This window comes from Acetobacter ghanensis (assembly GCF_001499675.1).
In the GTDB taxonomy this organism is placed as follows: domain Bacteria; phylum Pseudomonadota; class Alphaproteobacteria; order Acetobacterales; family Acetobacteraceae; genus Acetobacter; species Acetobacter ghanensis.
Window position 1 is genome coordinate 776,483 of record NZ_LN609302.1, and the last position, 25,101, is coordinate 801,583.

Sequence of the window (25,101 nt, forward strand, 5' to 3'; positions counted from 1 at the left end):
ATAAATATATCTGCAAAACAAAACACATAAAAACAAAACGATGATTAAAATAAAAACAAATTCATAATTATAATTTTTAGTAATTTATTTTAACGATACTTCACGAAATATAAATTGAAATTGTGAAAATCGTGAGGAATTTTTACATAAAATCATGGAGTTGAGAAAATTCTCAACATCCAGTTCCCTTGACTGTGATCATATTCAAATATAATGAAACATAATTGTTAAATTAATTATGTAAGTATGTTCATCATGGCACCCACATCCGCTCGCAATGGCGGCACAGATATGACAAGAGGGCTGGCACGCATAGCGCGTGGCTGGCTGCTTGGTTCGGTGCTTGCTGGTGGCGTGTCGGCTGTTTTGCTGGTGGGCCAGTTTATTTTTCTGGCGCATGTGGTGGATGACGTTGCGTTTCATGGACATGCGCCAGAAGCGGAATGGCATGAAGTCGCGCTTATTCTTGTCTGTCTTATAGGGCAGGTGGGGGCGCGTTTTGCTTCCGATATTATGGGAACACAGGCAGGCCTGCGGGTGGCCAGCCACGTGCGGGGCCAGTTGCTGACGCATCTGTTTTCTGTTGGGCCTGTTGCCTGTGCGCGTGTGCCCGCCGGGGAGGTGGTCACTACGTTTACGGAAGGCGCGGATGCGCTGGTGCCCTATTTTGCCCGTTATATTCCCTCTGCAGCCATGATGGTGGTTCTGCCCTTGCTTATTCTGGCCGTAGTGGGCGGGGTGGATGGATGGAGTTTTTTGGTTCTGGCCTGCACAGGCCCGCTTGTTCCGGTTTTTATGGCGTTTGTAGGGTATGGTGCGCAGGCTGTTATGGACCGGCAGTGGCGTCAGCTTTCCCTGCTGGGCGGTAGTTTTCTGGACGCTTTGCGCGGGCTTAAAACCCTGCGTCTTTTTGGGCGCACGCAAGGGAGCCTCGACCGCATTGCTCAGTTGGCAGATGCCCATCGGCGTACCACCCTGTCAGTTATGCGGGTGGCGTTCCTGACCTCTGCTGTGCTGGAGTTTTTCTCCAGCCTTTCCATTGCTCTGGTCGCTGTTGTGTTTGGTACCCGGCTACTGGCAGGCACGGCAGATTTCCGCTCTGCTTTTTTGGTGTTGCTGCTGGCGCCGGAATATTTCATGCCTCTGCGCACCTTTTCTGCCAGCTACCATGCCCGGCAGAATGCTAATGCTGCCATGACCACTTTGGGGCGGTTGCTGGCTTTGCCCGCATTGACGCGCCGTTATGGTGCGCAGCTTCCGCAGTGCGTGGACGGTGTGGCGGAAATACGCTGCCAAGGTATGGAAGTGTGCAATCAGGACGGTGCTTCGGTTCTGCACAATGTGACCTGCCATTTCACCCGGAACAGTCTGACCGTTTTAACAGGCATGAGCGGTGCGGGGAAAACCACGTTGTTGCAGACATTGCTGGGCTTTTTATCGCCCACAGCTGGCGAGCTGGAAGCCTGCGATGTGTCGGGGCGTCCTGTGCCGCTGCAAACCTTGCGTATGGCATGGGTGCCGCAGCGCCCACTTATGGTGTTTGGCACCGTGGCGGACAACCTGCGCCTTGGTGCGCCGGAGGCGGATGCAGCCCAGTTACGCCATGCCGCTGAGCAGGCTGATGTCTTGGACTTTATCGAGGCTCTGCCAGATGGATTTGAGACGCATATAGGGGAGCGTGGGGCGCGCCTGTCTGGCGGTCAGGTGCGCCGTTTGGCGCTTGCACGGGCATTGCTGCGCAACCCGGATGTTCTGGTGCTGGATGAACCAACTGCGGGGTTGGATGCCGCCAGCGCCATGCGTGTGACCAACGCCATATGCCGCTGTGTTGTGGGGCGTATTGTTGTGGTCGCAACCCATCGGCAGGCTTTGGCTGCACGGGCAAACAGGGTGCTGCATGTGGCTGATGGCACGGTTGAGGAATTCTCCCCGCAACAGGAGACCGTGGCATGAGCACGCAGAAGGGGGCTTTGTCTGTTGAGCGCCTGATGGTGGGTGTGTCTGGCTTTTCCCGGCTTTCGGCTGCGGTACGCTGGCGCCTTGCTATGGGGCTTGGGCTTGCCTGTGTTGCGGCTGTGGCCAGTTTTGGCTTGTTGTTCCTGTCGGGTTGGTTGTTGGCTGGGGCGGCTGCGGCGGGGCTTGCCGGGGTGGGTGCGGCACGCGCTTTCAATATTGTGCTGCCTGCAACGGGTGTGCGCTTTTTTGCCATGGCGCGCATTCTGGCCCGGTATTTGGAGCGGATTGTGGCGCATGATGGTGCGCTCCGCCTTACAGGGCATTTGCGCACTTGGGTGTACGCCCGCCTTGCCCCACTGGCCCCTGCGGGGCTGACTGACCTACAGGGCGGGGATCTGCTGGGGCGGTTTGTGTCCGACACGGATAAGGTTGCTGCGTATTATACTGATGTCGCACTGCCTTTTTTACGCGCATTGGTGTGTGGCTTTGTATTTGTGGCGGTGTTTGCCTGTGTTTTGCAGTCTGCCGCACTGGCTTTGGCTGCCGGGCTGCTGTTCTGTGGGCTGCTTGTTCCGGCCACAATAGGCCATGCCACGGACAAGCTGGTGCAGGTGGGAGCCAAAAAACAAAGTCATATTCAGGCAGAACTGGCAGAAACGCTCCAGAATATGGGGGAGTATCTTTTGCTGGATGCTGCATCGGGCCGGGCAGCGCAGTGGCAGGTTCAGCAGTCAGAGTTGGATGGCGCACGCTGGAAGCTGGATGCGCTGGAAGGGCTTGCACGTGGCCTGATAACCATTGTGACATTTGCAACAGCACTGGTTGTTCTCATGCTGGCCACGCAGGCCTACAGGGCCGGGCAGTTAAGCGCTGCGGAAATTCCCATGCTGGTTCTGGGGGCATTGGCGGCGTTTGATGTTGTCACGCCTCTTCCTCTCGCGCGGCAGGCCGCAGCGGGGGGCAGGTTGGCTGCAAAGCGTCTGGAGGCCGCATGTGCTGGGCAGCCACAAGGTAACACCATGCCAGCGGTAGGCCTGCCATCTGCGCCGTACGATCTGGTGTTGCAGAATGTCAGTTTTGCTTACCCCGGAACGGTCACGTCTGTTCTGGATCATGCGTCTCTGACCATTCGGCAAGGGGAGCATCTGGGGCTGGTTGGGCCATCTGGTGTGGGTAAAAGTAGCCTGATTAACCTTTTGTTCGGGTTTTACGCTCCCTGCGGTGGCCGCATGATGTTTGGCGGGGTGGATGTAAGCACATTGCGAGCCGAAGACCTGGCCGGGCTGGTCAGTGTTGCGGCTCAGGATTTCCATTTGTTTGCCGGAACACTGAGGGATAATCTTCTACTTGCCGCACCGGATGCAACAGAAGCAGAGTTGTCCGATGTTCTGGACGCTGCGCAACTGACGCAGTTTGTGCAGTCCCTGCCAGAGGGTTTGCAAACCTGGGTAGGTAATGACGGCCTGCGCCTTTCTGGCGGACAGGCACGTCGGCTGGCGGTAGCGCAGGCGCTGCTGCGCAACACACCTTGGCTGGTGCTGGATGAACCAACAGAAGGACTGGATGCGCAGGTCGAGCAGGCCCTTATGGCTGCCATCATACAGCGCTGCGCCAACACCACCATTGTGTGCATGACCCACCGCACGGCGGTGCTGCCATTCATGCATCGTGTTGTCCGGTTGGAAGACGGGCGTTTTTACCCGGAGGGGGGATGACCATGAAGAGCTGAAAGTAAAAAATGCTTTTCCTCTGAAATAAGGTTGTAAAAATGGATTTGATTAACCCAACAGTCGTTGACCTTTCGCGCTTTCAGTTTGCGCTCACGGCTCTTTACCACTTCATGTTTGTCCCTCTGACTCTGGGTCTGACCTTTATGCTGGCCGCAATGGAAACGGTGTACGTCGTGACCGGCAAACAGGTTTACAAGGATATGGCCCTGTTCTGGGGTAAGTTGTTCGGTATTAACTTTGCTCTGGGGGTGGCAACCGGCCTGACCATGGAGTTTGAGTTTGGCACCAACTGGTCCATGTATTCCCGCTTTTTTGGTGATATGTTTGGCACCCCGCTGGCGATTGAAGGTCTTATGGCCTTTTTTATGGAATCTACCTTTGTAGGTCTTATGTTTTTTGGCTGGGACCGGTTGAGCAAGCCGGTGCATCTGGCCATTACTTACCTTGTCGCGCTTGGGTCAAACTTGTCTGCCTTGTGGATTCTGGTTGCCAATGCCAGCATGAACATGCCGCAAGGTGCCCATTTTGACCCCGAAACCCTGCGCATGACGTTTGACAGTTTTGTGGGTGTGGTTTTTAACCCCGATGCGCAGGCCAAGTTTGTTCATACCTCGGTTGCCGGGTACGTGGCAGCATCGCTGTTTGTTATGGGGATTAGTTCCTTTTATCTGTTGCGCAAACAGCATAGGGCCTTTGCTGCGCGGTCTTTCCGTATGGCAGCGCTGTTTGGCATTTTTTCCACCGTTGCGGTCATTACGCTGGGGGATGTGCTTGGGCGGTTGGATTATGAACATCAGCCAACTAAAATCGCCGCAATCGAAGGGCTGTGGCACACCAGCAAGCCCCCATACGAACCGTGGATTCTGGCAGCACTTCCTAACGATGCCAAACAGGAAAGTTCCTACGAAATTGGAGTACCGTTCGTACTCACGCCGCTCATTACGCATAGCTTCACGACCCCCATTACCGGCATGATCGAACTGGAGGATGCTGCCGCTCCCCGCATTGCTTCCGGCATTACGGCCATAAGTGCTTTGCGCCGTTATGAGGAAAGCCACCTTGCGGCCGATCTGGAGGAATTCCAGGCGCATCAGAACGATATGGGTTATGGCCTGCTGGCCACCCGCCATGCCCCCGGTCAGGATGTAACGGCTATTCAGCCCGCACAACTCCAGACGGTGATCGAGCAAACAAAGCCCGATATTTTGCCGAATGTTTTTGTGACCTTCTGGTCTTTCCGGTTCATGGTTTTTCTGGGCGTGTTCTTCTTTGTGCTGTTCGCAATGGCATCTTATCTGAGCCTGAAGAACCAGCTTGAACGGAACCCCCTGTTTCTCAAAATCTGTATGTGGTCCATTCCTTTGCCGGTTCTGGCTACGGAATTTGGCTGGATTACGGCGGAAGCCGGGCGTCAGCCGTGGACAGTCTTTGACCGTCTGCCAACCTTTATGTCCGCTTCCACGCACAGCGTGTCTTACATGCTGTTCTCGCTCGCCGGGTTTACTGTGCTTTATAGCATATTTATCGCGGCCGAACTTTACCTGATGTTCAAGTTCGCACGGCTGGGCCCGGAGGCGCATGGTCAGCATGATGATGCAGACCCCGCACACCTGTCCGTTGTGGCGCATTAAGGAGGATCTTGCATTATGGACCTCTACGTTATTCTCAAGCTTATCTGGGCTGGTCTTCTGTGTGTGCTGCTAATCGGGCTGGGCCTGATGGTGGGCATGGATATGGGGGTAGGCACCCTGTTGCGCTTTATTGGGCGCACGGATGGGGAGCGCCGTACAGCGCTTAATATTATTGGCCCGCACTGGGATGGTAATCAGGTGTGGTTCATTCTGGGTGGGGGGGCTATTTTTGCCGCTTTTCCCACCCTGTATGCCACATCCTTTTCCGTTTTCTATGTGGTCATGATCCTGCTTTTGTTCAGCATGATCCTGCGGCCTGTTGCGTTTGAATACCGCTCCAAGGCAGATGCCCGCCTGTGGCGTGCAAGCTGGGACTGGGTCTTTCTGTTTTCTGGCTTTCTGCCCATGTTTGTGTATGGGGCGGCTTTTGGGAATATCCTGCAGGGTGTGGGGTATCACTTTAACTGGACCGGGCAGTATTTTCAGGATGGTTCATTCCTGAGTTACCTGCTGAACCCATTTGCCATTCTGTGTGGTCTTATGGCTGTTTCCCTGAGCGTTATGCAGGGTGGCGTCATGCTGATGATCCGTGCGGAAAACCCGATTTATGCCCGTGCCCGCCGTTATGCCAGTTGCGCAGGCGTTATTGCCGCTGCGCTGTTCCTTATTGGTGGTGTCTGGGTTCGGGGGATGCGTGGTTTTGTGCTGGAGCAGGGGAATCCTGCAATGCCTGCCAACCCCATGCATTGCCAGCAGGTAAGTATGCAGGTTGGGGCGTGGCTGAATAACTACGCGCTGCACCCTGTGCTGTGGTTGCTGCCTGTAGTGGGCGTTGTCTCCATGCTAGCGGGTGTGGCGTTTGTGCGGGCCAATAAACCCTCTGTGGCATGGTGGATGGGCCTTGGGTCATGGCTGGGTACTATTGGCACGGTTGCAGCGGCGATGTTCCCATTCTTTATGCCGTCCACTACCAACCCGGATCAGAGCCTGACAATCTGGAACAGTTCTGCCAGCCAGTATGGGCTGACCTGTATGCTGGCTGTGGCGCTGGTCTTTGTGCCACTTATCCTGTGTTACACATCCTGGTGCTACTACGTTATGCGCGGCAAGGTGCGTACGGAAGACATCATCAAAGATACGCATAGTTACTGAAAAGGAGAGAGCAGATGGTCATATTACTGCGTTTTGCAGGCCTTGGTCTGGCTCTGGCCGTAGCCTTGCTGTTTGCCGTTTTTGTGGGAGATCAGGGGCCTTGGTATTTTGCCTGGGCTGTTGGCACCGTCATGATTGTTCTGGTCGCAGCTGCAGGTGCTGTTTTGTTTGATGCGCAGGCAGAACACCATGCGCCAGAAGGGGAGTTCTGATCCATGATGGGTGATCTGGAAGCTATTATATTCTTTGTGCCTTTTTTGTATTTATCGTTTTATATAATGGCATTTTCTGTTATTAAGAAGATGTTTCCCTAGCCTGTAATTCTGACATCAGGGAAGCACTCACAAAGAGACAGCCTGCGTACCGTGTGTGCGCAGGCTGTTTTTGTTTAAGGCATACAATAAAAATCCCCTCGACCATGATGGGCCGAGGGGAACGAGAAAAATTGAAGTCTTAAATGCTCTTTTATGAATAAGTCTGGAAATCAGGCTTCCAGACCGCCATCTACGGGCAAAGCAGCGCCAGTAATATAGGATGCTTTGGGGCTGGCCAGAAAAGCCGCCATGGAAGCAATATCGTCCACCTTGCCGTAAGTGCCAGTAGCCACAAAGCTGCTGATGAGTGCTGCACCTTCGCCATCTTCCGGGTTCATGTCAGTATGGATCGGACCGGGTTCGATCACATTGGCAGTAATGCCCCGGCTCCCCAGATCACGGGCGACACCTTTGGCAAAACCACGCAGGGCTGCTTTGGTTGCAGCATAGAGAGAAATACCGGGGAAGGGAGCCCGTGCCCCAAAAGCGGACCCGATGTAGATAATCCGCCCGCCTTCCTTCATATGTTTTACGGCTTCCATGGTTTCTACCATAACGGCCCGCACGTTCAGGTTCAGGATGTTGTCGATCTGTGCGACCGTCATTTCATCAATCGGACCGTAGGGGTAGGTTCCTGCGTTGCAGACCAGCGCATCAATACGGCCAAAGGCGACCATGGTTTCGGCAATCACTTCCCGGTTGCCTTCGACCGATGTGCCATTGGCTTTGATGGTAAGCGCCTTGCGGCCCAGAGCGCGTATTTTTTCAGCTACTTTTTCCGCAGCGCCAGAGCTGCTGGAATAGGAAATGGCAATATCATATCCATCTTTTGCCAGTGCTTCTGCAATGGCGGCTCCAATGCCGCGGCTGCCGCCGGTTACAATAGCAACACGATTGCTCATGATAATAAAACCTTCCAAATTTAAGCCTGTTTTCAGGCGTTGTTCAAACCCAGCATCAGGCTGATATTCTGCAATGCCGCACCAGATGCCCCCTTGCCCAGATTGTCCAGGCGGGCGGTCAGCAGGGCTTGTCTGGTCTGTGTGCCTGCATGTACGCGCAGTTCCATTTTGTCACTCCCCGCCAGAGCCTCGGCAGATAGTTTGGGCTCGTGGGGCATGACGCGCACATGTGCCTGGCCTGCATAGTGCTCTTCCAGAATGGTGTGCAAATCACTCCCGGTAATGTGGCCGCTCAGGTCATCCAGATGCAGGGGAATGGATACAATCATCCCCCGGGGGAAATGCCCTACAGACGGCACAAAAACAGGGCGGCGGCCAAGGCCAGCATGTTGGTGAATTTCGGGCACATGCTTGTGCTCAAGCGAGAGGCCATACAGTTCAAAAGCCGGTCCACCGTCACGTTCATGGGCTTCGATCATGCTGCGGCCACCCCCTGAATAACCGCTGACCGCGTTAATGCAGACGGGGTAGCGGGCATCCAGCACGCCTGCATCAATTAACGGACGCAGCAGGGCAATGGCTCCAGTGGGGTAGCAGCCGGGGTTGGACACGCGCGGAGCACTGGCAATGGCCCGGTCCTGACCTTTGGTCAGTTCGGGAAAGCCATAAACCCATGTGGAGTCAGTGCGGAACGCGGTGCTGGCATCCAGCAGGCGAGGGGCGGCATCCCCCAGCGTTGCCGCCATATGCACGGCCTCGCGCGAGGCATCGTCTGGCAGACACAGAACCACCAGATCGGCTGCGGCCATGGCGTCCTTGCGGGCGGCGGGGTCCTTGCGCCGGGCGTGGTCGATTGAAAACAGCGTAACAGGCAGGGAGGAGAGGCGCTCGCGTATTTCCAGCCCTGTTGTGCCTGCTTCGCCATCAATGAAGATAACGGGTTTCTGTGTCATGCCTTCCTCTTCTGGTTCTGGCGGTAGGTTAGGCTTTATGCCTGCAAGCGCATAGACGTAGCGCATGGTTATGGCACAATGTTTAACACATAAGACCCCACTCCGTGTGCGGCAGACCACCAGAACAGGCTAAAAACCATGACCAAGACAACCCAGCCCCCCGTTGCTTCCGCTTCTGGCACGGCACAGAACCGGCAGAACGCTGCCCGCAATATTGAGCGTCTGCTTGCCCTTATGGCGCGCCTGCGGGATCCGGAGGGAGGGTGCCCGTGGGACAGGGAGCAAACGCATGAGACCATAGCACCCTATGCCATAGAGGAAGCCTATGAGGTTCTGGATGCCATTCAGCGGCAGGACTGGCAGGCTTTTCCCGATGAATTGGGGGATCTGCTGTTGCAGGTGGTCTATCAGGCTCAACTGGCGGAAGAGCAGGGCAGGTTCGATTTTGCCGATGTCGCCCGGATTGTGACGGAAAAAATGATCCGTCGGCACCCGCATGTCACGTTCGGCAAGGATGTGTTGGGGGAAGCCGCACAGACTCCCCGGATGGCTGGTAACGCATCGGCCAGCGCCATGCCGGGGCAGTGGGAAGCGCTTAAGGAGCAGGAGCGTAAGTCTTTGGTGCAGGCGGGGGTTCAGCCCTTGGGGGCGCTTGCAGGGGTGCCGCCGATGCTGCCAGCTCTGCTTCGGGCCTCAAAACTTGCATCACGCGCTGCCCGTGTGGGGTTTGACTGGCCAGACGTAAGTGGTGTTCTGGATAAGGTTCATGAGGAGATCAACGAATTTTCGGTAGAAATGCAAAAAGGTGACCGGGAAAAAATGCAGGATGAATTGGGTGATGTCCTGTTCTCTGTTGCCAGCCTTGCACGTCGTCTGAAACTGGACCCAGAAGCCTGCCTAAGGCAGGCGTGTGACAAATTTACCCGGCGGTTTGAAGCCGTAGAAGCTCGTCTGGCACAGGATGGATTGAGTATGCAGGACCAGAGTGTGGAAAAACTTGATTCCTTGTGGTGTGCAGTAAAACAGACAGAAAAACCCTAAGGGGTTTGTAAACTGGCGTGGTGGGTTCTGTTGTCTGGTCTTCCCACGCCAGTGTCCTTATGAACAGCACCAATGGCATCGATTAAGGGAGCAGGGTCTGCCCTTTTTTGGTCAGGGCGCTACAGAGTTTGACCCGCTCCGGGGTGGCAAGGGTTGCTATGTCAAAAGGGGTTGTTGTGCCATTTTGGAGTAGCCCCTGTCCCCCAATTGAATAGTAAGGGTCTTTCTGAACCGTCTGCTGTTTGGCAAGGGTGCGCGCTACGCTGCGTGATGTTGTGCCATAAACGTAGTTCTTATGAATGCAGTAGGCCAGCAACCCGGCCACATTACCGGCCCCTGCCTGGTTCATGCTGGGTAGGCCGTTTTCTTCAAGCGCACCGGGCGTTGCGGCTGTGATGGTGCCTGTAACGTTGTTGATAATCTGCGCGCCCTGAGTAGGGGCAGAATCTGGGTTGGCGGGGTTTGTGGCGGGTAATGCGCCGGGGGGAGGTGTTGGCGTGGTTGTGCCTGGTGGTAATTCAGCGGCAATTGTTTGGGCCTGTGTGGCATTAACACTTCCCAAAGACAGAATAAGAACAGAGAGAGCGACAGTCTGTTTGGAAAAAAGCATATAAATATTCCCCATGATACAGGAATACAAAATTAGAGGTGAGCGGAAGCAGATTGTCCTGTTATCCGTCATACTTCCTGTTGTGCATATGTTTATAAAGCGCGGGGAGTGGTTGGGTTCATTGAGACTGCATGGTCATGAACATGCATACGTTGGTATAATAAGTAAAATTCAGTGAATTTTTAAAAATAATAGGCATAACTGTTAGTAATAAAAACGGCTGGAGAAAATCTCCAGCCGTTCCGTGGTCGTCAATAAAAAGTGATGTGCCCGTTTTTATGGGGTTTATTTGGAAGAGGAGGGCGCTGCACTACCAGCCAAATAGTCCATGACCCGGCGCGAGAAGGCATTGACATCCTTTGGCGTTTCACCATTCTGAATGTTGGCAACATCAAGCAGGATGTGTGCTAGCGTATCAATATTGTCGCCTTCCTTCACTCGCTGCGCCAGCGTGTGCACAATGGGATGCGCGGGGTTAAGTTCCAGTACCGGCGTTACGTCCGGCAGGTCTTGCCCGCTGCGCTGCATCAGTTTGCGCAACTGGAGGTCCGGCCCGCCTTCTGGGGCGCTGAGCACCATGGCGCTGGTAACCAGCCTGTCAGTTGCCCGGATGTCGGATACGGCATCGCCCAGAGCGGTCTTCAGGGCTGGGAGCAGGGTATCCATGTCGGCTTTTTCAGCCGCATCGGCCTCAGGTGCCCCAAATTTTTCCAGATCATTCAGCCCCTGTGCAACGTTGCGCAGGCTTTTGCCTTCGTACGTGCCAAGGCGTTCGGGCCAGAAGGAGTCTACTGGGTCGGACAGCAGAAGGACCTCCACGCCACGCGCTTTAAACCCTTCAATCTGGGGAGAGGCGTTCAGCACGTCTGCACTGTCGCCCGTTACGTAGTAAATGGCGTCCTGCTCCGGCTTCATACGGGTGATGTAGTCGTCCAGAGAAGTCAGACCGTCCACGGCGCTGGAGCGGAAGCGGCTTAGGGCAGCTACATCGGTTTTGTATGTGGGGTCATCCCACATGCCTTCTTTCAGAACCGGGCCAAAATTCTCCCAGAATGTGGCATAGCTTTGCGCATCTTTGGCGCGGCTTTTCAGTTCGTTCACCACCTTGGTGGTGACGGCCTTGCGGATGCGGGCCAGAATGGGCGTTGCCTGCAACATCTCGCGCGAGACGTTAAGAGGCAGGTCTTCCGTATCAACCACACCCTGCACAAAGCGCAGCCATGGCGGCAGAATTTCTGCATCGTCGGTAATGAACATCCGGCGCACATGCAGGCGCACCTTGCTCTCACGCGTTTGTTCACCAAACTCAAACGGGCGGGATGAAGGCACGAACAGCAGGGCGGAAAATTCCATTGTGCCTTCTGCGCGCCAGTGCAGCGTGTCCCACGGTTTGTCAAAGTTGTGGGTTATGTGGCGGTAAAATTCCTCAAGCTGTTCTTCCGTTACATCATTGCGGGACTTGCGCCACAGGGCTGTGCCTTCGTTTGCGGCTTCTTCCTTGCCTTCACGCATGATGGTAACGGGCCATGCAATGTGGTCCGACCATTTGCGAATAATGGCCTGCAGGCGCCACGGGTCCAGAAATTCATCCGCATCGGATTTGATGTGCAGGGTAATGTCGGTGCCCGCTTTCTCACGCGTGGCGGGCTCCAGCGTATAGGACCCTCTGCCATCGGACGACCAGCGCCATGCTTCATCCGACCCTGCCCGGCGGGAGACAACATCCACCTTGTCCGCCACCATGAAGGCCGCATAAAAGCCGACCCCAAACTGGCCGATCAGGCTTGGACGGTCTTCGGGCTTTGCGTTTTCAAGCTTCTGGCCAAATGCGCGGGTGCCAGAGCGGGCAATGGTGCCAAGGTTGGCCACCAGTTCCTCCCGGCTCATGCCTGACCCATCATCACTAATTGTCAGCAGACGGGCATCTTTGTCCGGGTTGATGCTGATCTTGGCATTTTCGGGCAGGGCCTGCGCGGCATCGGTCAGGGCTTCAAAACGGCGGCGGTCGGTCGCATCCGCAGAGTTTGCGACCAGTTCGCGCAGGAAAATTTCGCGCTCGGAGTAGAGCGAATGTACAACCAGATCAAGCAGCCGTCCAACTTCCGCGCTGAATTCACGCGTTTCACTTCCCTGATGCGCTGTAGTGTTCGGGGTTGCTTCTGTCATGCTACGGTCCTGTCAATCACGCTAAATATCTCTATGCGCAGTGTATGCCATACCGTTGAGGGTATGCACCACTGCCTGTTATGCTTGAACAGATGTGGTGGCTGGAGCTTGTTTTCAATATCTGACGCAGGCTTATCAGGGGGCGTGATGGTGGGTGTTCTTCTGCGTGGGGACGTGCGCCAAAATCTGCTCAACAAGAATGGTCAACGCATCGGTCAACGCGGCAAAGCCTTCGTGGGGGGTGCGTGTGCTTTCCTCCATATAAAGACCTCGGCGCATTTCTATTTGCAGGGCGTGCATGTTGGTGCTGGGGCGGCCGTAATGGCGTGTAATGTATCCGCCTGCATAGGGGTGGTTTCGGGCGGTCTTAAATCCCAGACCTTGCAATGTCTGTTCTGCCACGTTGGTCAGGTGTCGTGAGCAGGACGTACCGTAGCGGTCCCCCAGCACAAAGTCCGGCGAGCCAGCTTGTAGGGCATCGGGCATGGAGTGCAGGTCCAGCAACAAGCAAAAACCGTACTGTTTAAGGGCAGCCTCTAGCAGGCCCGCCAGTGCGGCATGGTATGGCATCCAATAATGGCGGATACGCAGGGCCGCTTCCATAAACGGCAGACGTTGCCGATAAATGGGGCGTCGGTCCGCGACAATGCGAGGAATAGAACCTAGCCCTGCCAGCCCCCGTTCAGATGGAGAGACAAAAGAGGGAATGGTGCCGTGGAACATGCGGCTGTCTAGGTCCCATGCTGCCCGGTTTACATCGCAGAATACGCGCGGAAAAGTTGCGTGAATTAACGGTGGCCCCAGTGCCTGAGCCCCTTTGGCAAGTTCATCAACAAAACTGTCTTCGCCGCTGCGTAGAATGTCCAGTGGTTGGCGTGCGGCCTGCACAAACGCTTCGGGGTAAAAATGCCCGGAGTGGGGGGAGGCCAGCACAACAGGCCCGGCACCAGGTGTGCCAGAGAGCATAACAGGGGCAGGAGCAGCCTGCCTGCTGGGGTTTTCCTCTCTGTTCGCTTCCTGCTGGGCCTGAAAAAAACGCTTCAGGCTTGGAGGAAACAGGGAGGACGCAAAATTTTTCATATTCCCACTATTGTGGGCTTGCGCTTGCAAGGCAAGGAGGATAAAAGGCCCACACACATCAGGAATGGGCGCATAGCTCAGCGGTAGAGCACTACCTTGACATGGTAGGGGTCACAGGTTCAATCCCTGTTGCGCCCACCATTCCTGAGCCGCAGAAAACTGCGGTTTTCACCATGTCCCCCGCGGAAATTTTCCACTCGTTTAAATCTATTTCAGTCCACCATTGTCTATGGTTTCAGGCTGGTATCTGTGGAAAATCCGTGGAGCATTTTAGGCCGCATTCCCCACACACGGCCCATCCCTCCACCATCTCTCTATCTGGTCCTTATACGCCTCTGGCATCAACTTGGCGTATATTGTCACCGTATTGATGTTGCTCCATGCGCCGTCCGTTTGGAGCCGGAGAAGGTCTCGGTGTACGCAGTAGTGCCAAGAGGCCCACGTATGCCGAAGATCGTGTGGCGTGAAGTCGGGCACAAAGCACGATTGCAAAGAAGTTTGGCCCGCAGGAATCCATTCACGCAATCGCCCCGGCAGACCTGCACGCCTGCAAGCCCCAGCCCATCCGTTTTTTATCTGCCCCCCATATTGCCTTGCAGAGTTGTGGTACCGCTCACCGATAACGGAGCCTTTTCGGGTTTGCGTTACGGGGCGGAATACGTGACCTTCCCGCCATTCTATGCGCTTCAGCCAGTCAATTACGCATGGCGGCATATCAATGTGCCTCTGGTTCCCCTGCTTCTGCCAGACGACAGCGCGCGCGCCCCACAAATCAACATCACTCCATTCCAGATCGAGGGCCTCAGACAGTCGGCAGCCGGTCCCGATTAGAAAGACGAATAGGGGCTGCAAGTGTAGGGCGGCATGAGCAACAAGCTGCGTTGCCTCGTCTGGGCGCAGGAATTTTTTTGGTTTGGATTGTATAGAGATAGGGGCAAACGCTGGTCGGTCGCACCAGCCTTGTATTGCTCCAAACTCTAGGATTGCTTGCAATGGGGTTCTGACAGCCCGCTTTTTTGTCGCTGGAGTTGCTTCTTCACCATCCTCAAGAATGGCTGCATATGCCCCTTTTAAAGATGCTTGGCTGATTTCAGTCAGCCTTCTTTCGCCAAAGTACTTGAGAAGGCGCAGGAGGTACTTGTGGGTGGCTGGTGATCGGGGCTTATCATCAAGATAAGCTGTGACCGCCTCAGCAAAGGTTATGACTGCGCGCTTGCCATAGATTGTTTCGTTCCAGAGTTCTGCCTCGCGCTTGCGGCGGATTTCTTCTGCGATCCTCTTGTTAGCCGTTCCAGTGCTTTCGAATATGCTTTGCCCGGCGATAGTGCCGCGCATGTAGAGATTTTTCGATTTTGGGACTGTGACGATCTTGAGGGGCATTCGATACTCTCAATAAGCCTTTCATAGTCTTGGGGAGAAAATAGATACTTCCGGCCCCACCTGCGATGCGTGGGGCCTCCTGCATATTCCGGACAGTCGCGAAGGTGGTCGAGTAGGCGGCACCGCCCTATCTTCCCACGCAACCGCTCCAGCACGTCTGGCAGCGTCATAAGATCAGGCAGAACCTCACCCATCCACTCCTCCCTTCACCGGAATAGGCCGGTCGTTGCGCACCTCTGGAATGGTTATGGTTTCGGGGGCTGGTGATGCTTCTGTGTTTGGTGGGGAGGGGAATGGCTGCCAGTGGGTTGGAGGCTTATCAAACTGCTCCTGCCATTCAAGCATTCCGCGATATGGAAAGCGGTCTGCCATCACACGCCCATCCTCATAATGGGTCAGAATGTTAGTATCCCTCGGCGCACTCTCAATCGACCTCCAAGCCGCCGCGTCTGCTGCCGCGAGGGCAACCCGACTGGCCGCAATGCATTCATCTTTTCTGGATACATCTGCATTATTCCAATCCATGCAGAATATCTCGCTACATATCGCCCGTGCAGCCGCTTCTATTCTTGGGTCAGTCATCACCCCACCTCCCGCGCTGCGTCGATGGTCACGCGAATATCGAGAAGATCAGCAGGAAGTGTCCGCTGGTAGCGAGCGAGTAGCACCTTCTCCCATTGTGGATTGCCGCCATACTCACCGATGACAACATCTTGCGTGCCGATCCAATCCAACCGCTCACTATCCAGCCCAATCTCCGCCCGCACGCGCTGTTCTGCACGGTGTTCGGCTTCTAGGATCATGTCTTCAGCCTCGCGTATATGGCCATCATCATAACGCAGCGGGTAAGCTAATCGTTTGGCCAGTTCTAGCGTCTGCTCCTCTCTCGTCATCATGGCGCTAACCCCATTTCCTGCCAAACGATTTTAGGAGGCAGATCAGGTAAAAAGCTCCTAATCCAATCGCAATCACCGACCCGATTATGATCCCTAACAATACCTTCATGGTGCGTCTCCCAGGTTGCGGATTGCATGAGCAATGGCACGTGCCGTATTAGTCGGTGAAAGTTCAGTGCCATTCCAGCTTTCACCGATGCGGATTGCCTTTTGAGCGGCACGCTCCCGCTCCCCCGCTAGCATCTCGTCTATTTGCGCGGGGGTGAGGGCGGGGATGGAATTGCGAGCAGCGATAACTTGCCTGTCGATCTCCGCCAGGAATGGGAAAACTGCCTTTGCCATCTTTCGCGCGCCAGATGCGACTGCGATATTCTTCCTCGCCTGCTCCGTAAGGGTTGTGATGTTGTTGAGAGCCACGTAGCAAGTTTCATTTACTGTGCCGGGCCGCTCGGGGTTGGGCCAGTTTTTGTTAGTCATCGAGCCATGCCTCCCGGTTTTCTGATGTGGCAGGGACGCCATGCCTTTCCTCAATGACATCATTTATGCCCCTATCTGGGCAACAATTTAGACAGCCGTTAGAAAGTATCTCCTGCCGTTCTGTTTCAGAAGCTCCGCAACCACGGCAGTATCTTTCTGGGTTGGGTCGGTTTGTGGGGATGGTCATGCCGCGCCGTCTTTCAGGGCTTCGCGAGCAGCACGCCGAGCATCGTCTAGTTTTGCCAGTAAATCTCCGCATCCATCGCGCATCATGCTCTGGTAAGTATCGTTACTGCGCATAAAACAGAGGTTATTATTTGCATTTTCGAGGCTTTCAAGCGCCTCCCGCAACCGCGCAATCTCCGCGTCCTTCTCGGCAAGTTTGGCGAGGGCGTCTGATTGGAGGACAGTTTCAGGGAACTCAGAGCAGGCGCGTTCTAGGGCTTGATCCCATCCGTAACTCATCGCTTCGTATCGGTCATGTATGTTGCGGTCTTCTAACCCGCAGCCCATTCCCTGATCGTGATATTCTGGTGCATATTCAAAATAATCTACAACCCCCAACTCCCCACCCTGCACAGGCGTGCCGATGGCAAGCAGCGCAGCTTCAAACGTAGATGTCGTCGTGGGCTTACCCTGCTCAACCCCCGCTTTCGCGCGCGCATCACTACATGCAGAGACTTGGGCTTCGGCCAGCGGGAACTGCACGAACACGCCGGTGGGTTTCTGGTCGGTCATTCGCCTTTCTCCACAGAATAAAATTCAAAATCGGAAGTGTCCGCATAAGCAAGTTTCACGCGCCGTTTGGCATCATCTTCATGGAACGCCCACAACGAAGCCCTCAAATGCCTCACTCCATTATCCCAGACCGTAAATTCAACGGTATACAAAGATAATTTCATTCACCCTCTCCCGGCAGGACTTCGCGGACGTGGATGGTGCGGATGTATTGGCCTAAGTCGCGCTTTTGCCTCGCCCCCTCATAGGAAGCCATAAGAGGACCAAACCCCCAAGAATACTCATTCACCCAAAACTCCCGCGCCACAGGGACTTCTCGGGCGTTCATGAGGTCGTAAGGATGATCTACCTTTGCCTTGGTCGCCCATCCTTCCGGGTCATAGGAACAGACAGCTTCTTTTCCCAGAGCACCGGCATGATAAACAGCACCCGCAATGGGGAAGTCTCCTTTCATATCCCGGCACAAAATCCGTACCGGCCTTCCATCCCGAGTGCAAAACGGCCCCTCATGCTCCGGCGTGTACGGGCCGATGATTTCGAGTTTCTTCTGGGTCATGCTGGCACCTCATCAACCGGCGCGGCCGCATGTTCCTGCGCAAACTCGGCGCGCTTGGCAGCAATCATGTCCTGCACATCGGATTGCACGTCTTCGGGGATAGGGCGACCTGCTTCTTGGGCACGAGCCAGAGTACGCTGCCATGTCTGCCAGAGCGTATCTGTGCAGTTGGCATCTGTGCAGCCAGCAAGGCGCTCTTGGAATATGGCGCGGTGGTCTATGGGCTTGGGTTCTGCAATGCGCTCTTGGCGTGGTGTAATATCAACTGTTTCCTGAGGAGTGTCTTGCGCTTCCTCCGCCGTGATCAGGCCGCGCAGCACGTCCGGAAAAGCATCGCGAAGAGCAAAGCCACGGGCACGCATTTGCAGCATACGCTTCGGATACTGCTTCCATGGCCCCTGCTTATTCCAGAGGCTTGCCGCCTGAGCATCGGCCACGCTAAAGCGGCGCTCAACGGGCGACTTCCCCTTGCGCTTGGCAATGCAGACCGCGACCATATGATCGCCATCACCTTCGATATGCTCAATCACATCATCGCAAACGGGCGCCGCCTTCACGAGACCAAGAAGGGCGTCACCCCATACGCTAGGACGGCCATTGATTACGGCGATATTTTGCAGGGACTGCAGGGGAGCAAGACCAAGCTCGGAACCCATTTGGACGGCAATCAAGACGGCTTCCGGCTTGTTGCTGTATGCCTGTGGAACCATGCCGCTCTTTGCAGCAATGCCCGCAAAGCGCATGAGCTGGTCAAAGGTAGTGATCTGTATAGCGGGCGTGTGATTGCCTGCTGTTGTCAGGGAATTACTCATATCAACCATCCTTACGGGCGCTAACGACCAGAACGGGTGCGCCGCCATTGGTTAAGGAAACACCGGGAAGGCTTTTCTTCCGGGCGAGTTTTTTCATTTCGTTGGTCTGGAACTTGTCGGGCTGTGGCTGCCAGAGTTCCGGATGCGCGGCCTTCAATGCCTTTTCATCCGTCACGAAAGGCTCCGGCGGCTTATCTCGCAGGCTGGCCTTCCAGTTTTCCGACTGGAACCCGGTGACGCCATCAGCCTGCATACGCTGCGCCAGTTCAGGACGCATAAGCTGCACGGCCTGCTTGCCCTTGCGCTCCAGCTCTTCTGCCGCCCCGATAAGTTCCAGATAGCAGGCATCAATATTCGCACCCGGTTCACGTATGGCCGTAATGAAGCGGCTCCATGCCGCTATAGCCGGGCGCAGAACGTCTGCGTGGATGCGGTTGGCGGTGGTGAGGAGAGGATCGCTCACGCCACCACCTCCTGAGCCCGCATAAGTTCGGCAGAGAATGCTGGCTCACGCTTGGGGCGTATGCTCAGCGCCAACTTGGCCCCCGTATGCTGAAAGAAGTGAGCGGTATCCAAGTGCACTTCTTCCTCACGCAGGCATGAAGCGGCCAGAGTAATGATGCTAGCCAGATCGGCCCTTTGAGATTCAGTAAGCATCACGCCGCCACCTCCAGCCCACGCATGGCGTCATGTCGCGTTTGTGCGACAAGGCCGCGATCCAGACGGTTCTTTTCGTGAAGTTCACGCACCGCGCAAACCATGTCGCCAATGGCTTCCTCGGCAAAAGCCAATTCAACAGCAGCGAACTTGTTGTCGGTGAAGAACGGGAACTGCATCGCATCTGCCACGCGCAGCAGGTTTACGATTGCCGTTTCATACTTTTGCACTTCAATGGCAACAAAAGGTGTCAGCCCCTCAGTGCTGAACATGCCTTCGTTAAGCGCCTTCTCGTACGCCTCGTTTTTGTAAGACATTTTCCAAACTCCCTCGTGGGAAACATTCGGCCAATGCGGCCACAAAACCCGGCCCGCGAGCCGGGAAGTGCGGGGGCATCAGGGGGCTTCACCTCGGGCTTTCGCGAGAGCAGCTCGAGATTGTTCCAAAACTGCATACTCTTCCTCAGTATTGAGGAGGTTGATCAGGGGGGTAGGAGACGATAAGCTATCTAACTCGATACCGCTCTCTGCAAGAGTCCTCAGAAGACCATTCAAAGCCTCGTAAAGCTCAGGTGCTGCGGCGATTAGGCGGGCGTTGGCTTCTTTATTTTCTGCCGTGCAAAAGCTGCTTGAGCATACGATTGCATCTTGGCCGTCATGAACCTGCCAGTATTCTTCGAAATCTCCCGGAGAGCTTTCAAATCCAGCTTCCAGATGCCAAGGCCCCGGCGTAAACTTCGCTTCACTCACCCCTCAACCCTCCAAATGCGGAGCACGTGGCAGACCGGTCAGATCGGCCACGATGTTCCACGGGAAGAAGAGGACGTTCAGGCAGTCTGCAACGACCGGCATGGCGCTATCCGCAAGGCAGATGTAAGCGGCCGCAGCGCCCCAGAAGGCAATGCCAATGGCGACCTGCACGAACGGGTTATACAGAGCCTCCAGCGCCCACTGTGTGGCGATGAAGTCCCATTGCTGGGTTATTGGTTTTTGGGGGTGTGTGTTGTTCATTGCCATAACCCTCAGTGCTGGCCTGTGATCTGAACGAGGCGCGTAATTCCCTTGGGTGTGAAAAACACCTGCGGGCTAAAGCGTTCGTCACCATCACGGTCACGGTATGGGTGGAATTTGACGTGGCAGAACCCAGCCTTCACCTTTTCGGCGTAGGCGTTCCATTTGCCGTTCTGCTTGAAGATGAACCCGTTTGCATGGGCGGCGCGGACAAACTGTTGAAGCGGCATGTTTGCTGCCTTGGCAGACAGGTTCAGGGTGTAGAGGCCAGCGCTCTCCGCAATCTTGTCGGCCACTTCTGCCTTGGGAGCGAGGGCAGCATTCTCAGCCTGAAGCGCAATCACCTTCTCGGTGTATCCGAGCAGTGTCTGGCGCAGGAAGGCTGGGTCGTTCAGGTCAATGGCTGGGGCTTGGCCAGTCACCAGCGCGTCAAAGGAGCGGATTACGGTGAGGTGGAAAGATGCGCTGATCCATTCGCCATATGCGTAGATCAGTTCGCGGCAGGCGTAAGAACCTTGGTCATTCCCACCCTGCTTTACGTTGACAGGGGCGTTGCTCACATCTGAGCAACGGGAGATTTCCGCGATCAGCGCCTTGGTTGTATCCAGCCGAAGGAAGTTTGCGGGCTTCTTGGCAGCATCGCCACCAGCAGCCTTATGGCAGTCATTCAGGCAGAACCGGCCTTCTGCGTCCTGCCGTATCATCGTTCCGAGAATTGCGAGTGTGGAGGTCATTGCCCATCACCTGTTTGGTTGATGGGGTGATGCTAGTGTGAAATGTCACACTACGTCAATGGGAAATATCACACCGCATAGATAAAAAATATCCCGGCGCTGGGCCGGGGTAGGTGGTCAGATTGCTAATTTAATGGCTTTTGCTGCTATCAATGGGTTGCGCATAACAAATACTCGTTTTTTTTCGGGTATAACTTCGCGTGCTGCCGCGAAGGTAACGGCTACGTCTAATGCGGTTCCTATGGCATCCGAAATAATAGGAGCCTGCCCGCTTTTCCCCGCTTCGCGTCGAGGGGTGGGCATATTTTTAAGTTCATCTAACAGAGAAATAGCCGTGACCTCAGTGAAGCAATCTTCTCCAATCCGGCAAACGGCTTCTTTGATGTCATCGCCGATTTCGGCATCTGACAGCAGCTCATCTAATGCCTCATTGTGGCGTTTCATGGCAGAAATTCTTTGTTCGAGTATGAACGATTGCCGCCAATATGCACCGCCAACAATTCTAGACAGAGCGGTCGCTGATACCGCGCATATTGCGAGTGAAATCAAGAAAGATTCGCTCATTCTCTTCTTCTCCACTTTCTTTCAATTGCGCGTCGAGCTTCGACCTCTACCCGCTCTAGCATGAGGAGCCGATTGAATTCAATTTTATCAGAAAAAATTTGGAATAGCGCTCCCAGGACGAAAACAATAACGGCGGCAGACCCGAGAAAAACAGAATGTCTGTTTACGGTAACGCCTCCCGCCAGAGTCCCGCCTATTATTGATGCAACTACTAAATATGGTTGCCCTTTTAGGGCTTCGACTAAGAAATCTAACTTCACAATCCAGCGCCTGCGTTGATTAAAAGGGGGCAATATGCCTTCTTGTCGTTCTCATTTTTTTCTGAAATGGTCATCACGCGCTCCAGCGCACTAGAGCCTCCGAGCAAACCAGACGACGCGTCCAACTATCTGGCAGGACTCAGCCAGCACTTCATAATCAGAAAAGCGGGGGTTCTCTGACTTGATGCGAATGGTCGGTTCCTCCGCGCCATGGACGCGCTCCACCCATTTGCAGACCACGCCGTCACCGTCGAAAAGCACAAAGATGCCCGGCTCAATCACGCTGTTTTTCCGACGGTCAACGATCACTGTATCGCCGTTCTGGAGCATTGGCTCCATTGACTGCCCCTCAACTTGAACTACGATTAAATCAGCGGGAGAGGCGCGCAGGTCGTGCTTGATGAATGACTCTTCGAAGTATTTTGGCTCCCCATATATGGATGAGTCCACCATCTGACCGCCGCCCATACCAGCGCGAGAAGAGAGGAACGCAACGGCGGCGTACCCTTCCGGAGCGGATTGCACGACAGAGGGTAAATCGGATTCCGGCGCACCTTCAGCAAATGAGCGCTCAAGATCATCTACAGTGCAGCCCAAGGCCCCCGCGATTTTTTGCAGCTTATCTATCGTCGGGTTTCTGGAGCGGCCCGTAAGAAGGTCGCGTACGTAAGTTTCCCCGACCCCCGCGCTTCTCGCGAGCTTCTTGGGGTTGGTGCTGAGAAGTGCCATTCGGCGCTCAATTTCGTCTGCTGTTGGGTGCCTTTCCATATGGGAATGGTCACACATTTAAGCAGCTTGTGGCAGGTGCGACGTATCACACCTTTTTCGATTGACGAAGTGTGACATATCACACTAAACTCCCCTCATGGAACCTCATAGAGAACTTGTCCGGGATATTGAGCGATACGTAGCGGCGCGCGGAATCGCTGAATCCACATTTGGCCGCCTGACTGTGAATGACAGTCGCCTTCTTTCAAGGCTGAGGAATGGCGGCTCCTTGCTGGTTAAGAGCGAGCAGCGCATCCGGAAATATATTCGCGAAAACCCCGCCGATGCCCCAAAGCGCACCCCAACGCAGGAGGCGGGGCGATGAGTGAGGATCATTGTATCGCTATGGAATCGGCCCTTGCTCTATATAAGGGCACGCGTATCTCGGCAGTCGAGCTTACCGAAGCCGCCGAGACAATCAGACTCTACTGCGCCGGAAAGTTATCAGTTGAAGTCTGTTTTCCCGTCAACGATAGCGACAGCTCTCGAGAACACATTGGCGATATAGTCGGGATCGGCATCAATGCTCTTGATTCCAGTAATGGCATTGTTGTTGACGCGCCTGCCGTCTGCGGTAGCAAGGTTGAGAGCGATGTGCAGAATAAGCGCTTCTCTGTTCATAAAGAAAATTCCTCTCAAAAAGAAAACATCAGCGATCAGGAGCTTCCGACTCCCTCACGCACTGAAACGGTAGCCGCTTCCGGAGATACCGAGGAAGCTGCACGTACGCATGGCGGTGCAGCATGAAGCGCCCCCCCCCAAACGCGCAATGGTACCGCCCGGCTACCGCGCAGCGTACTGCCGCCCGCATTACGCAAAGGAATGGACGGCCTTTGGCTCTCCCTCCCTCTCGCCGGATGCCCTGCGCATGGCAGGCCGTCCCCAATGCGTCGAAATCCGTGACGGCGATGTGATCATCCTTTGCATGAAGGTGAAATGATATGACTGCGAAAAAAGCCGGTCTGAACAAGCTCGTTGAGGAGCGGAACAAGAAGATTCTCGCTCTGCGCGCCAAAGGTATGACGCTTAAAGCAATCGCCGAAGCAACGAGTTCAGGCCTATCAACAGTTAAAAGCGTTGTACGAAAAACCGAGGAGCCGCGCAGATTGTCGCCTCCTTGCTCAATGAGTGAAGGCGTTGAGAGGATATTGCCCCTTGTGCGCAAGGGTATGACCAAAACGGCGGTCGCGCAGCATGTGGGTGTGTCCATTAATACGCTGGCAAATTGGTATGGCGTGGCAAAAAGGATTGCCCAGAGCGAAAACCCGGCCCTGTTTCAGGAGCCGTTGGCGCCAGAAGAAAAGCCTAGCCTGCGGGCCGGTTTGGGGCGAGAGCCTCTTCCTGCGGGGCATCCTATTGCCATGGATGCCATATGGCGCGGCCTTGAAAAATACCGCGAGCCCTTGGCGCTTTAACCCTCGCACGAACCCATGCCCGCAACTGCATCCTCAACCCCCAGCTTTCGCGCGACTTCCGCCAGCAGCTCCTTGCGCTGCTGGATGGTCGCGTATGGGTGCAGGAACGACCATAGCTCCGCTGCTCTGACAGTAGACTGCCAGAGGAACGGAGTGTCGTGCATGGCGGCCGGCATTGCGTCACACGCGTTCAACGTGTCCAGCGCGTACCGGCCGCCATACTCCAGAGTTCCGAATTCGGTCTCCTTCTTCATTGTTTCTCCAGTTCTCGTGTTCCGCAAAACCGAGAATGGCAGGGGAAAATTCCGTGGAGAGAGAATTGTTATCCGCGAGAGCAGAAAGGCGGTCAGACATGACGCCTGAAGCCATCGCACAACAGGTTCAGATGCAACTGCATGAAATCGTTGAGGCCAGCGGCACACGGTCTGGCCTGAAACAAGCCTTTGCGTCCGTGGCCCGCAAGACCGGGCTGACGGACGGACAGATTAAGCGGCTGTTCTACGGGGAATGGAGCGTCATACCGGCGCATATCTTCCTGAATGTGGAACGCCTTTACCGAAATCATCTGGAGCAGATGAAGGCACGAGCCGAACATCAGGCCGCCCTTTATCGCGCCAGGACAGAAGAATGGGACCGCAAATGGGGCGATTATTCCTCCAATGGCGCGCACGCCATACCCGCAGGCGTGCCGGGCGTGCACTCAACAGGGCCTTCTATTTCCGAGAGCTTGCCGACTGGCTGAATGAAAAGGCGGACCGGTTGCAGGCCAAGGCCGACCGTCTGGCGCGGGAGTGTGGAGAATGACCCGCCGCAATAGCCTAACGCAAGGCGAGGTATTGGGATTTGTCAGGCGTTGGCTTGACACTTTCCGGTCAGAAGCAGAGGCGGCGCGTTCCGTTGGCATATCGAGGCAATCCCTCAATGAAATGACCAATGGCTCCAAGCCATTCACCGACAAGGTTTTGAAGGCCGCTGGCGTGAAAGTCGTACGGCCTGCCCCTGAGTATTATCCGATGGAGAGCTTGTGATGTCTGAATTCCCGAAAGATCACAACGACCCCGCTGTAGGCGGCATCGCAGCCGACCGCCTGCGCTCCATCATAGAACGGGTGGAGCGTCTGGAAGAGGAACGCAAGGGCCTCGCTGGCGACATTAAGGATATTTTCACGGAGGCGAAAAGCGCTGGCTTCGATGTGAAGGTCATTCGCCAGATCATCCGCATTCGCAAGCAAGAGCCGAGCGAGGTGGAAGAGCAGGAAACCCTGCTCGATATCTACCGCAGGGCATTGGGGATGTGATC

At 55.1% G+C, this 25,101-nt stretch carries 33 protein-coding genes and 1 tRNA gene; 13 read left to right on the forward strand and 21 right to left on the reverse strand.

Annotated elements, in window-relative coordinates; all coding sequences use genetic code 11:
* The first annotated feature begins 255 nt into the window (after positions 1–255).
* Genes cydD through AGA_RS03695 form a run of 5 tightly spaced genes read left to right on the forward strand, consistent with a single transcriptional unit; the run spans position 256 to position 6,681 of the window.
* Complete coding sequence (cydD, locus tag AGA_RS03675) at positions 256–1,953, forward strand: thiol reductant ABC exporter subunit CydD (RefSeq protein ID WP_231945996.1); 1,698 nt, start codon at positions 256–258, stop codon at positions 1,951–1,953.
* Complete coding sequence (cydC, locus tag AGA_RS03680; RefSeq protein WP_231945997.1) at positions 1,950–3,671, forward strand: thiol reductant ABC exporter subunit CydC; 1,722 nt, start codon at positions 1,950–1,952, stop codon at positions 3,669–3,671. Before cydD ends, cydC begins: the two co-directional genes overlap by 4 nt.
* 53 nt (positions 3,672–3,724) lie before the next feature.
* A complete protein-coding gene (locus AGA_RS03685) occupies positions 3,725–5,317 on the forward strand; it encodes a cytochrome ubiquinol oxidase subunit I (protein ID WP_059023074.1) in 1,593 nt (530 codons plus the stop codon).
* A 15-nt stretch (positions 5,318–5,332) separates the two neighbouring features.
* Complete coding sequence (gene cydB / locus AGA_RS03690; protein WP_059023075.1) at positions 5,333–6,469, forward strand: cytochrome d ubiquinol oxidase subunit II; 1,137 nt, start codon at positions 5,333–5,335, stop codon at positions 6,467–6,469.
* Positions 6,470–6,483: 14 nt separating this feature from the next.
* Entirely contained in the window at positions 6,484–6,681 is a 198-nt protein-coding gene (locus AGA_RS03695) for a hypothetical protein (protein ID WP_059023076.1), read from the forward strand.
* Between the two features lie 272 nt (positions 6,682–6,953).
* Here the strand turns inward: AGA_RS03695 and AGA_RS03700 are convergent, their stop codons facing one another.
* Positions 6,954–7,685 (reverse strand): SDR family NAD(P)-dependent oxidoreductase, encoded by a 732-nt coding sequence (locus AGA_RS03700; protein WP_059024628.1) that lies wholly within the window; start codon positions 7,683–7,685, stop codon positions 6,954–6,956.
* Positions 7,686–7,717: 32 nt separating this feature from the next.
* A complete protein-coding gene (gene argC, locus AGA_RS03705) occupies positions 7,718–8,638 on the reverse strand; it encodes an N-acetyl-gamma-glutamyl-phosphate reductase (RefSeq protein WP_059024629.1) in 921 nt (306 codons plus the stop codon).
* Between the two features lie 138 nt (positions 8,639–8,776).
* On the opposite strand from argC, the gene mazG reads away from it, so the two are divergent.
* Positions 8,777–9,679, forward strand: coding sequence for a nucleoside triphosphate pyrophosphohydrolase (gene mazG, locus AGA_RS03710; protein ID WP_083503533.1), 903 nt, complete (start codon positions 8,777–8,779; stop codon positions 9,677–9,679).
* 82 nt (positions 9,680–9,761) lie between these two features.
* On the opposite strand, the gene AGA_RS03715 is transcribed toward mazG, so the two are convergent.
* From AGA_RS03715 to AGA_RS03725, 3 genes are all read right to left on the reverse strand, one after another.
* Positions 9,762–10,289: a DUF2501 domain-containing protein gene (locus AGA_RS03715; protein WP_059024631.1), complete on the reverse strand. Its 528-nt coding sequence runs from the start codon at positions 10,287–10,289 to the stop codon at positions 9,762–9,764.
* 285 nt (positions 10,290–10,574) lie between these two features.
* The gene (htpG, locus tag AGA_RS03720) at positions 10,575–12,455 is read right to left on the reverse strand and encodes a molecular chaperone HtpG (RefSeq protein WP_059023077.1); all 1,881 of its coding nucleotides are present in this window, start codon (positions 12,453–12,455) and stop codon (positions 10,575–10,577) included.
* A 135-nt stretch (positions 12,456–12,590) separates the two neighbouring features.
* The gene (locus AGA_RS03725) at positions 12,591–13,535 is read right to left on the reverse strand and encodes an N-formylglutamate amidohydrolase (RefSeq protein ID WP_059024632.1); all 945 of its coding nucleotides are present in this window, start codon (positions 13,533–13,535) and stop codon (positions 12,591–12,593) included.
* Between the two features lie 66 nt (positions 13,536–13,601).
* On the opposite strand from AGA_RS03725, the gene AGA_RS03730 reads away from it, so the two are divergent.
* Positions 13,602–13,676, forward strand: a tRNA-Val gene (locus AGA_RS03730).
* Positions 13,677–13,805: 129 nt separating this feature from the next.
* On the opposite strand, the gene AGA_RS03735 is transcribed toward AGA_RS03730, so the two are convergent.
* The 15 genes from AGA_RS03735 to AGA_RS03810 all read right to left on the reverse strand — a co-directional run bounded on the left by AGA_RS03735 (position 13,806) and on the right by AGA_RS03810 (position 22,348).
* On the reverse strand, positions 13,806–14,870 hold the full coding sequence (locus AGA_RS03735; protein ID WP_231945998.1) for a tyrosine-type recombinase/integrase: 1,065 nt from the start codon (positions 14,868–14,870) through the stop codon (positions 13,806–13,808).
* Positions 14,871–15,101: 231 nt separating this feature from the next.
* Positions 15,102–15,497, reverse strand: a complete 396-nt coding sequence (locus AGA_RS03740) for a hypothetical protein (protein WP_157065288.1) — start codon at positions 15,495–15,497, stop codon at positions 15,102–15,104.
* Positions 15,497–15,811: a hypothetical protein gene (locus tag AGA_RS03745; protein ID WP_059023080.1), complete on the reverse strand. Its 315-nt coding sequence runs from the start codon at positions 15,809–15,811 to the stop codon at positions 15,497–15,499. The genes AGA_RS03740 and AGA_RS03745 overlap by 1 nt, the downstream gene beginning before the upstream one ends.
* A gap of 105 nt (positions 15,812–15,916) precedes the next feature.
* Entirely contained in the window at positions 15,917–16,288 is a 372-nt protein-coding gene (locus AGA_RS03750; protein ID WP_059023081.1) for a hypothetical protein, read from the reverse strand.
* Positions 16,289–16,471: 183 nt separating this feature from the next.
* Positions 16,472–17,026 carry a TMF family protein gene (locus tag AGA_RS03755; protein WP_059023082.1) on the reverse strand — a complete coding sequence of 185 codons (555 nt, stop codon included), beginning with the start codon at positions 17,024–17,026 and terminating at the stop codon, positions 16,472–16,474.
* Positions 17,027–17,186: 160 nt separating this feature from the next.
* The gene (locus AGA_RS03760) at positions 17,187–17,582 is read right to left on the reverse strand and encodes a hypothetical protein (protein WP_059023083.1); all 396 of its coding nucleotides are present in this window, start codon (positions 17,580–17,582) and stop codon (positions 17,187–17,189) included.
* A complete protein-coding gene (locus tag AGA_RS03765) occupies positions 17,579–18,394 on the reverse strand; it encodes a recombinase RecT (RefSeq protein ID WP_059023084.1) in 816 nt (271 codons plus the stop codon). The genes AGA_RS03760 and AGA_RS03765 overlap by 4 nt, the downstream gene beginning before the upstream one ends.
* 1 nt (position 18,395) lies before the next feature.
* The gene (locus AGA_RS03770; protein WP_059023085.1) at positions 18,396–18,857 is read right to left on the reverse strand and encodes a hypothetical protein; all 462 of its coding nucleotides are present in this window, start codon (positions 18,855–18,857) and stop codon (positions 18,396–18,398) included.
* Positions 18,854–19,054 carry a hypothetical protein gene (locus AGA_RS03775; protein WP_157065289.1) on the reverse strand — a complete coding sequence of 67 codons (201 nt, stop codon included), beginning with the start codon at positions 19,052–19,054 and terminating at the stop codon, positions 18,854–18,856. The genes AGA_RS03770 and AGA_RS03775 overlap by 4 nt, the downstream gene beginning before the upstream one ends.
* Positions 19,051–19,368: a hypothetical protein gene (locus AGA_RS03780; protein ID WP_059023087.1), complete on the reverse strand. Its 318-nt coding sequence runs from the start codon at positions 19,366–19,368 to the stop codon at positions 19,051–19,053. Before AGA_RS03780 ends, AGA_RS03775 begins: the two co-directional genes overlap by 4 nt.
* A gap of 78 nt (positions 19,369–19,446) precedes the next feature.
* A complete protein-coding gene (locus tag AGA_RS03785) occupies positions 19,447–19,800 on the reverse strand; it encodes a hypothetical protein (protein WP_059023088.1) in 354 nt (117 codons plus the stop codon).
* 3 nt (positions 19,801–19,803) lie between these two features.
* Entirely contained in the window at positions 19,804–20,061 is a 258-nt protein-coding gene (locus tag AGA_RS03790; protein ID WP_157065290.1) for a hypothetical protein, read from the reverse strand.
* 11 nt (positions 20,062–20,072) lie between these two features.
* Complete coding sequence (locus AGA_RS03795) at positions 20,073–20,795, reverse strand: phage antirepressor KilAC domain-containing protein (protein ID WP_083503534.1); 723 nt, start codon at positions 20,793–20,795, stop codon at positions 20,073–20,075.
* A 117-nt stretch (positions 20,796–20,912) separates the two neighbouring features.
* Positions 20,913–21,359 (reverse strand): hypothetical protein, encoded by a 447-nt coding sequence (locus AGA_RS03800; RefSeq protein WP_157065291.1) that lies wholly within the window; start codon positions 21,357–21,359, stop codon positions 20,913–20,915.
* 350 nt (positions 21,360–21,709) lie between these two features.
* Positions 21,710–22,348 carry a LexA family transcriptional regulator gene (locus tag AGA_RS03810; RefSeq protein WP_231945999.1) on the reverse strand — a complete coding sequence of 213 codons (639 nt, stop codon included), beginning with the start codon at positions 22,346–22,348 and terminating at the stop codon, positions 21,710–21,712.
* Positions 22,349–22,708: 360 nt separating this feature from the next.
* Between AGA_RS03810 and AGA_RS03815 the strand changes: the two genes are divergently transcribed.
* From AGA_RS03815 to AGA_RS13655, 3 genes are read left to right on the forward strand one after another with little or no spacing between them, the layout of a single operon-like run.
* On the forward strand, positions 22,709–23,134 hold the full coding sequence (locus AGA_RS03815; protein ID WP_059023094.1) for a hypothetical protein: 426 nt from the start codon (positions 22,709–22,711) through the stop codon (positions 23,132–23,134).
* Positions 23,118–23,327, forward strand: a complete 210-nt coding sequence (locus tag AGA_RS03820; protein ID WP_059023095.1) for a hypothetical protein — start codon at positions 23,118–23,120, stop codon at positions 23,325–23,327. The genes AGA_RS03815 and AGA_RS03820 overlap by 17 nt, the downstream gene beginning before the upstream one ends.
* A gap of 1 nt (position 23,328) precedes the next feature.
* The gene (locus AGA_RS13655) at positions 23,329–23,802 is read left to right on the forward strand and encodes a hypothetical protein (protein WP_157065292.1); all 474 of its coding nucleotides are present in this window, start codon (positions 23,329–23,331) and stop codon (positions 23,800–23,802) included.
* Here AGA_RS13655 and AGA_RS03830 read toward each other — a convergent pair.
* The gene (locus AGA_RS03830; RefSeq protein ID WP_059023097.1) at positions 23,799–24,056 is read right to left on the reverse strand and encodes a hypothetical protein; all 258 of its coding nucleotides are present in this window, start codon (positions 24,054–24,056) and stop codon (positions 23,799–23,801) included. The two genes, AGA_RS13655 and AGA_RS03830, sit on opposite strands and share 4 nt — an antisense overlap.
* A gap of 98 nt (positions 24,057–24,154) precedes the next feature.
* Between AGA_RS03830 and AGA_RS03835 the strand changes: the two genes are divergently transcribed.
* Genes AGA_RS03835 through AGA_RS03845 form a run of 3 tightly spaced genes read left to right on the forward strand, consistent with a single transcriptional unit; the run spans position 24,155 to position 25,099 of the window.
* Complete coding sequence (locus AGA_RS03835; RefSeq protein WP_059023098.1) at positions 24,155–24,544, forward strand: hypothetical protein; 390 nt, start codon at positions 24,155–24,157, stop codon at positions 24,542–24,544.
* A gap of 58 nt (positions 24,545–24,602) precedes the next feature.
* Positions 24,603–24,830 carry a hypothetical protein gene (locus tag AGA_RS03840; protein WP_059023099.1) on the forward strand — a complete coding sequence of 76 codons (228 nt, stop codon included), beginning with the start codon at positions 24,603–24,605 and terminating at the stop codon, positions 24,828–24,830.
* The gene (locus AGA_RS03845; RefSeq protein ID WP_059023100.1) at positions 24,830–25,099 is read left to right on the forward strand and encodes a DUF2312 domain-containing protein; all 270 of its coding nucleotides are present in this window, start codon (positions 24,830–24,832) and stop codon (positions 25,097–25,099) included. The genes AGA_RS03840 and AGA_RS03845 overlap by 1 nt, the downstream gene beginning before the upstream one ends.
* The last annotated feature ends 2 nt before the right edge of the window (positions 25,100–25,101 follow it).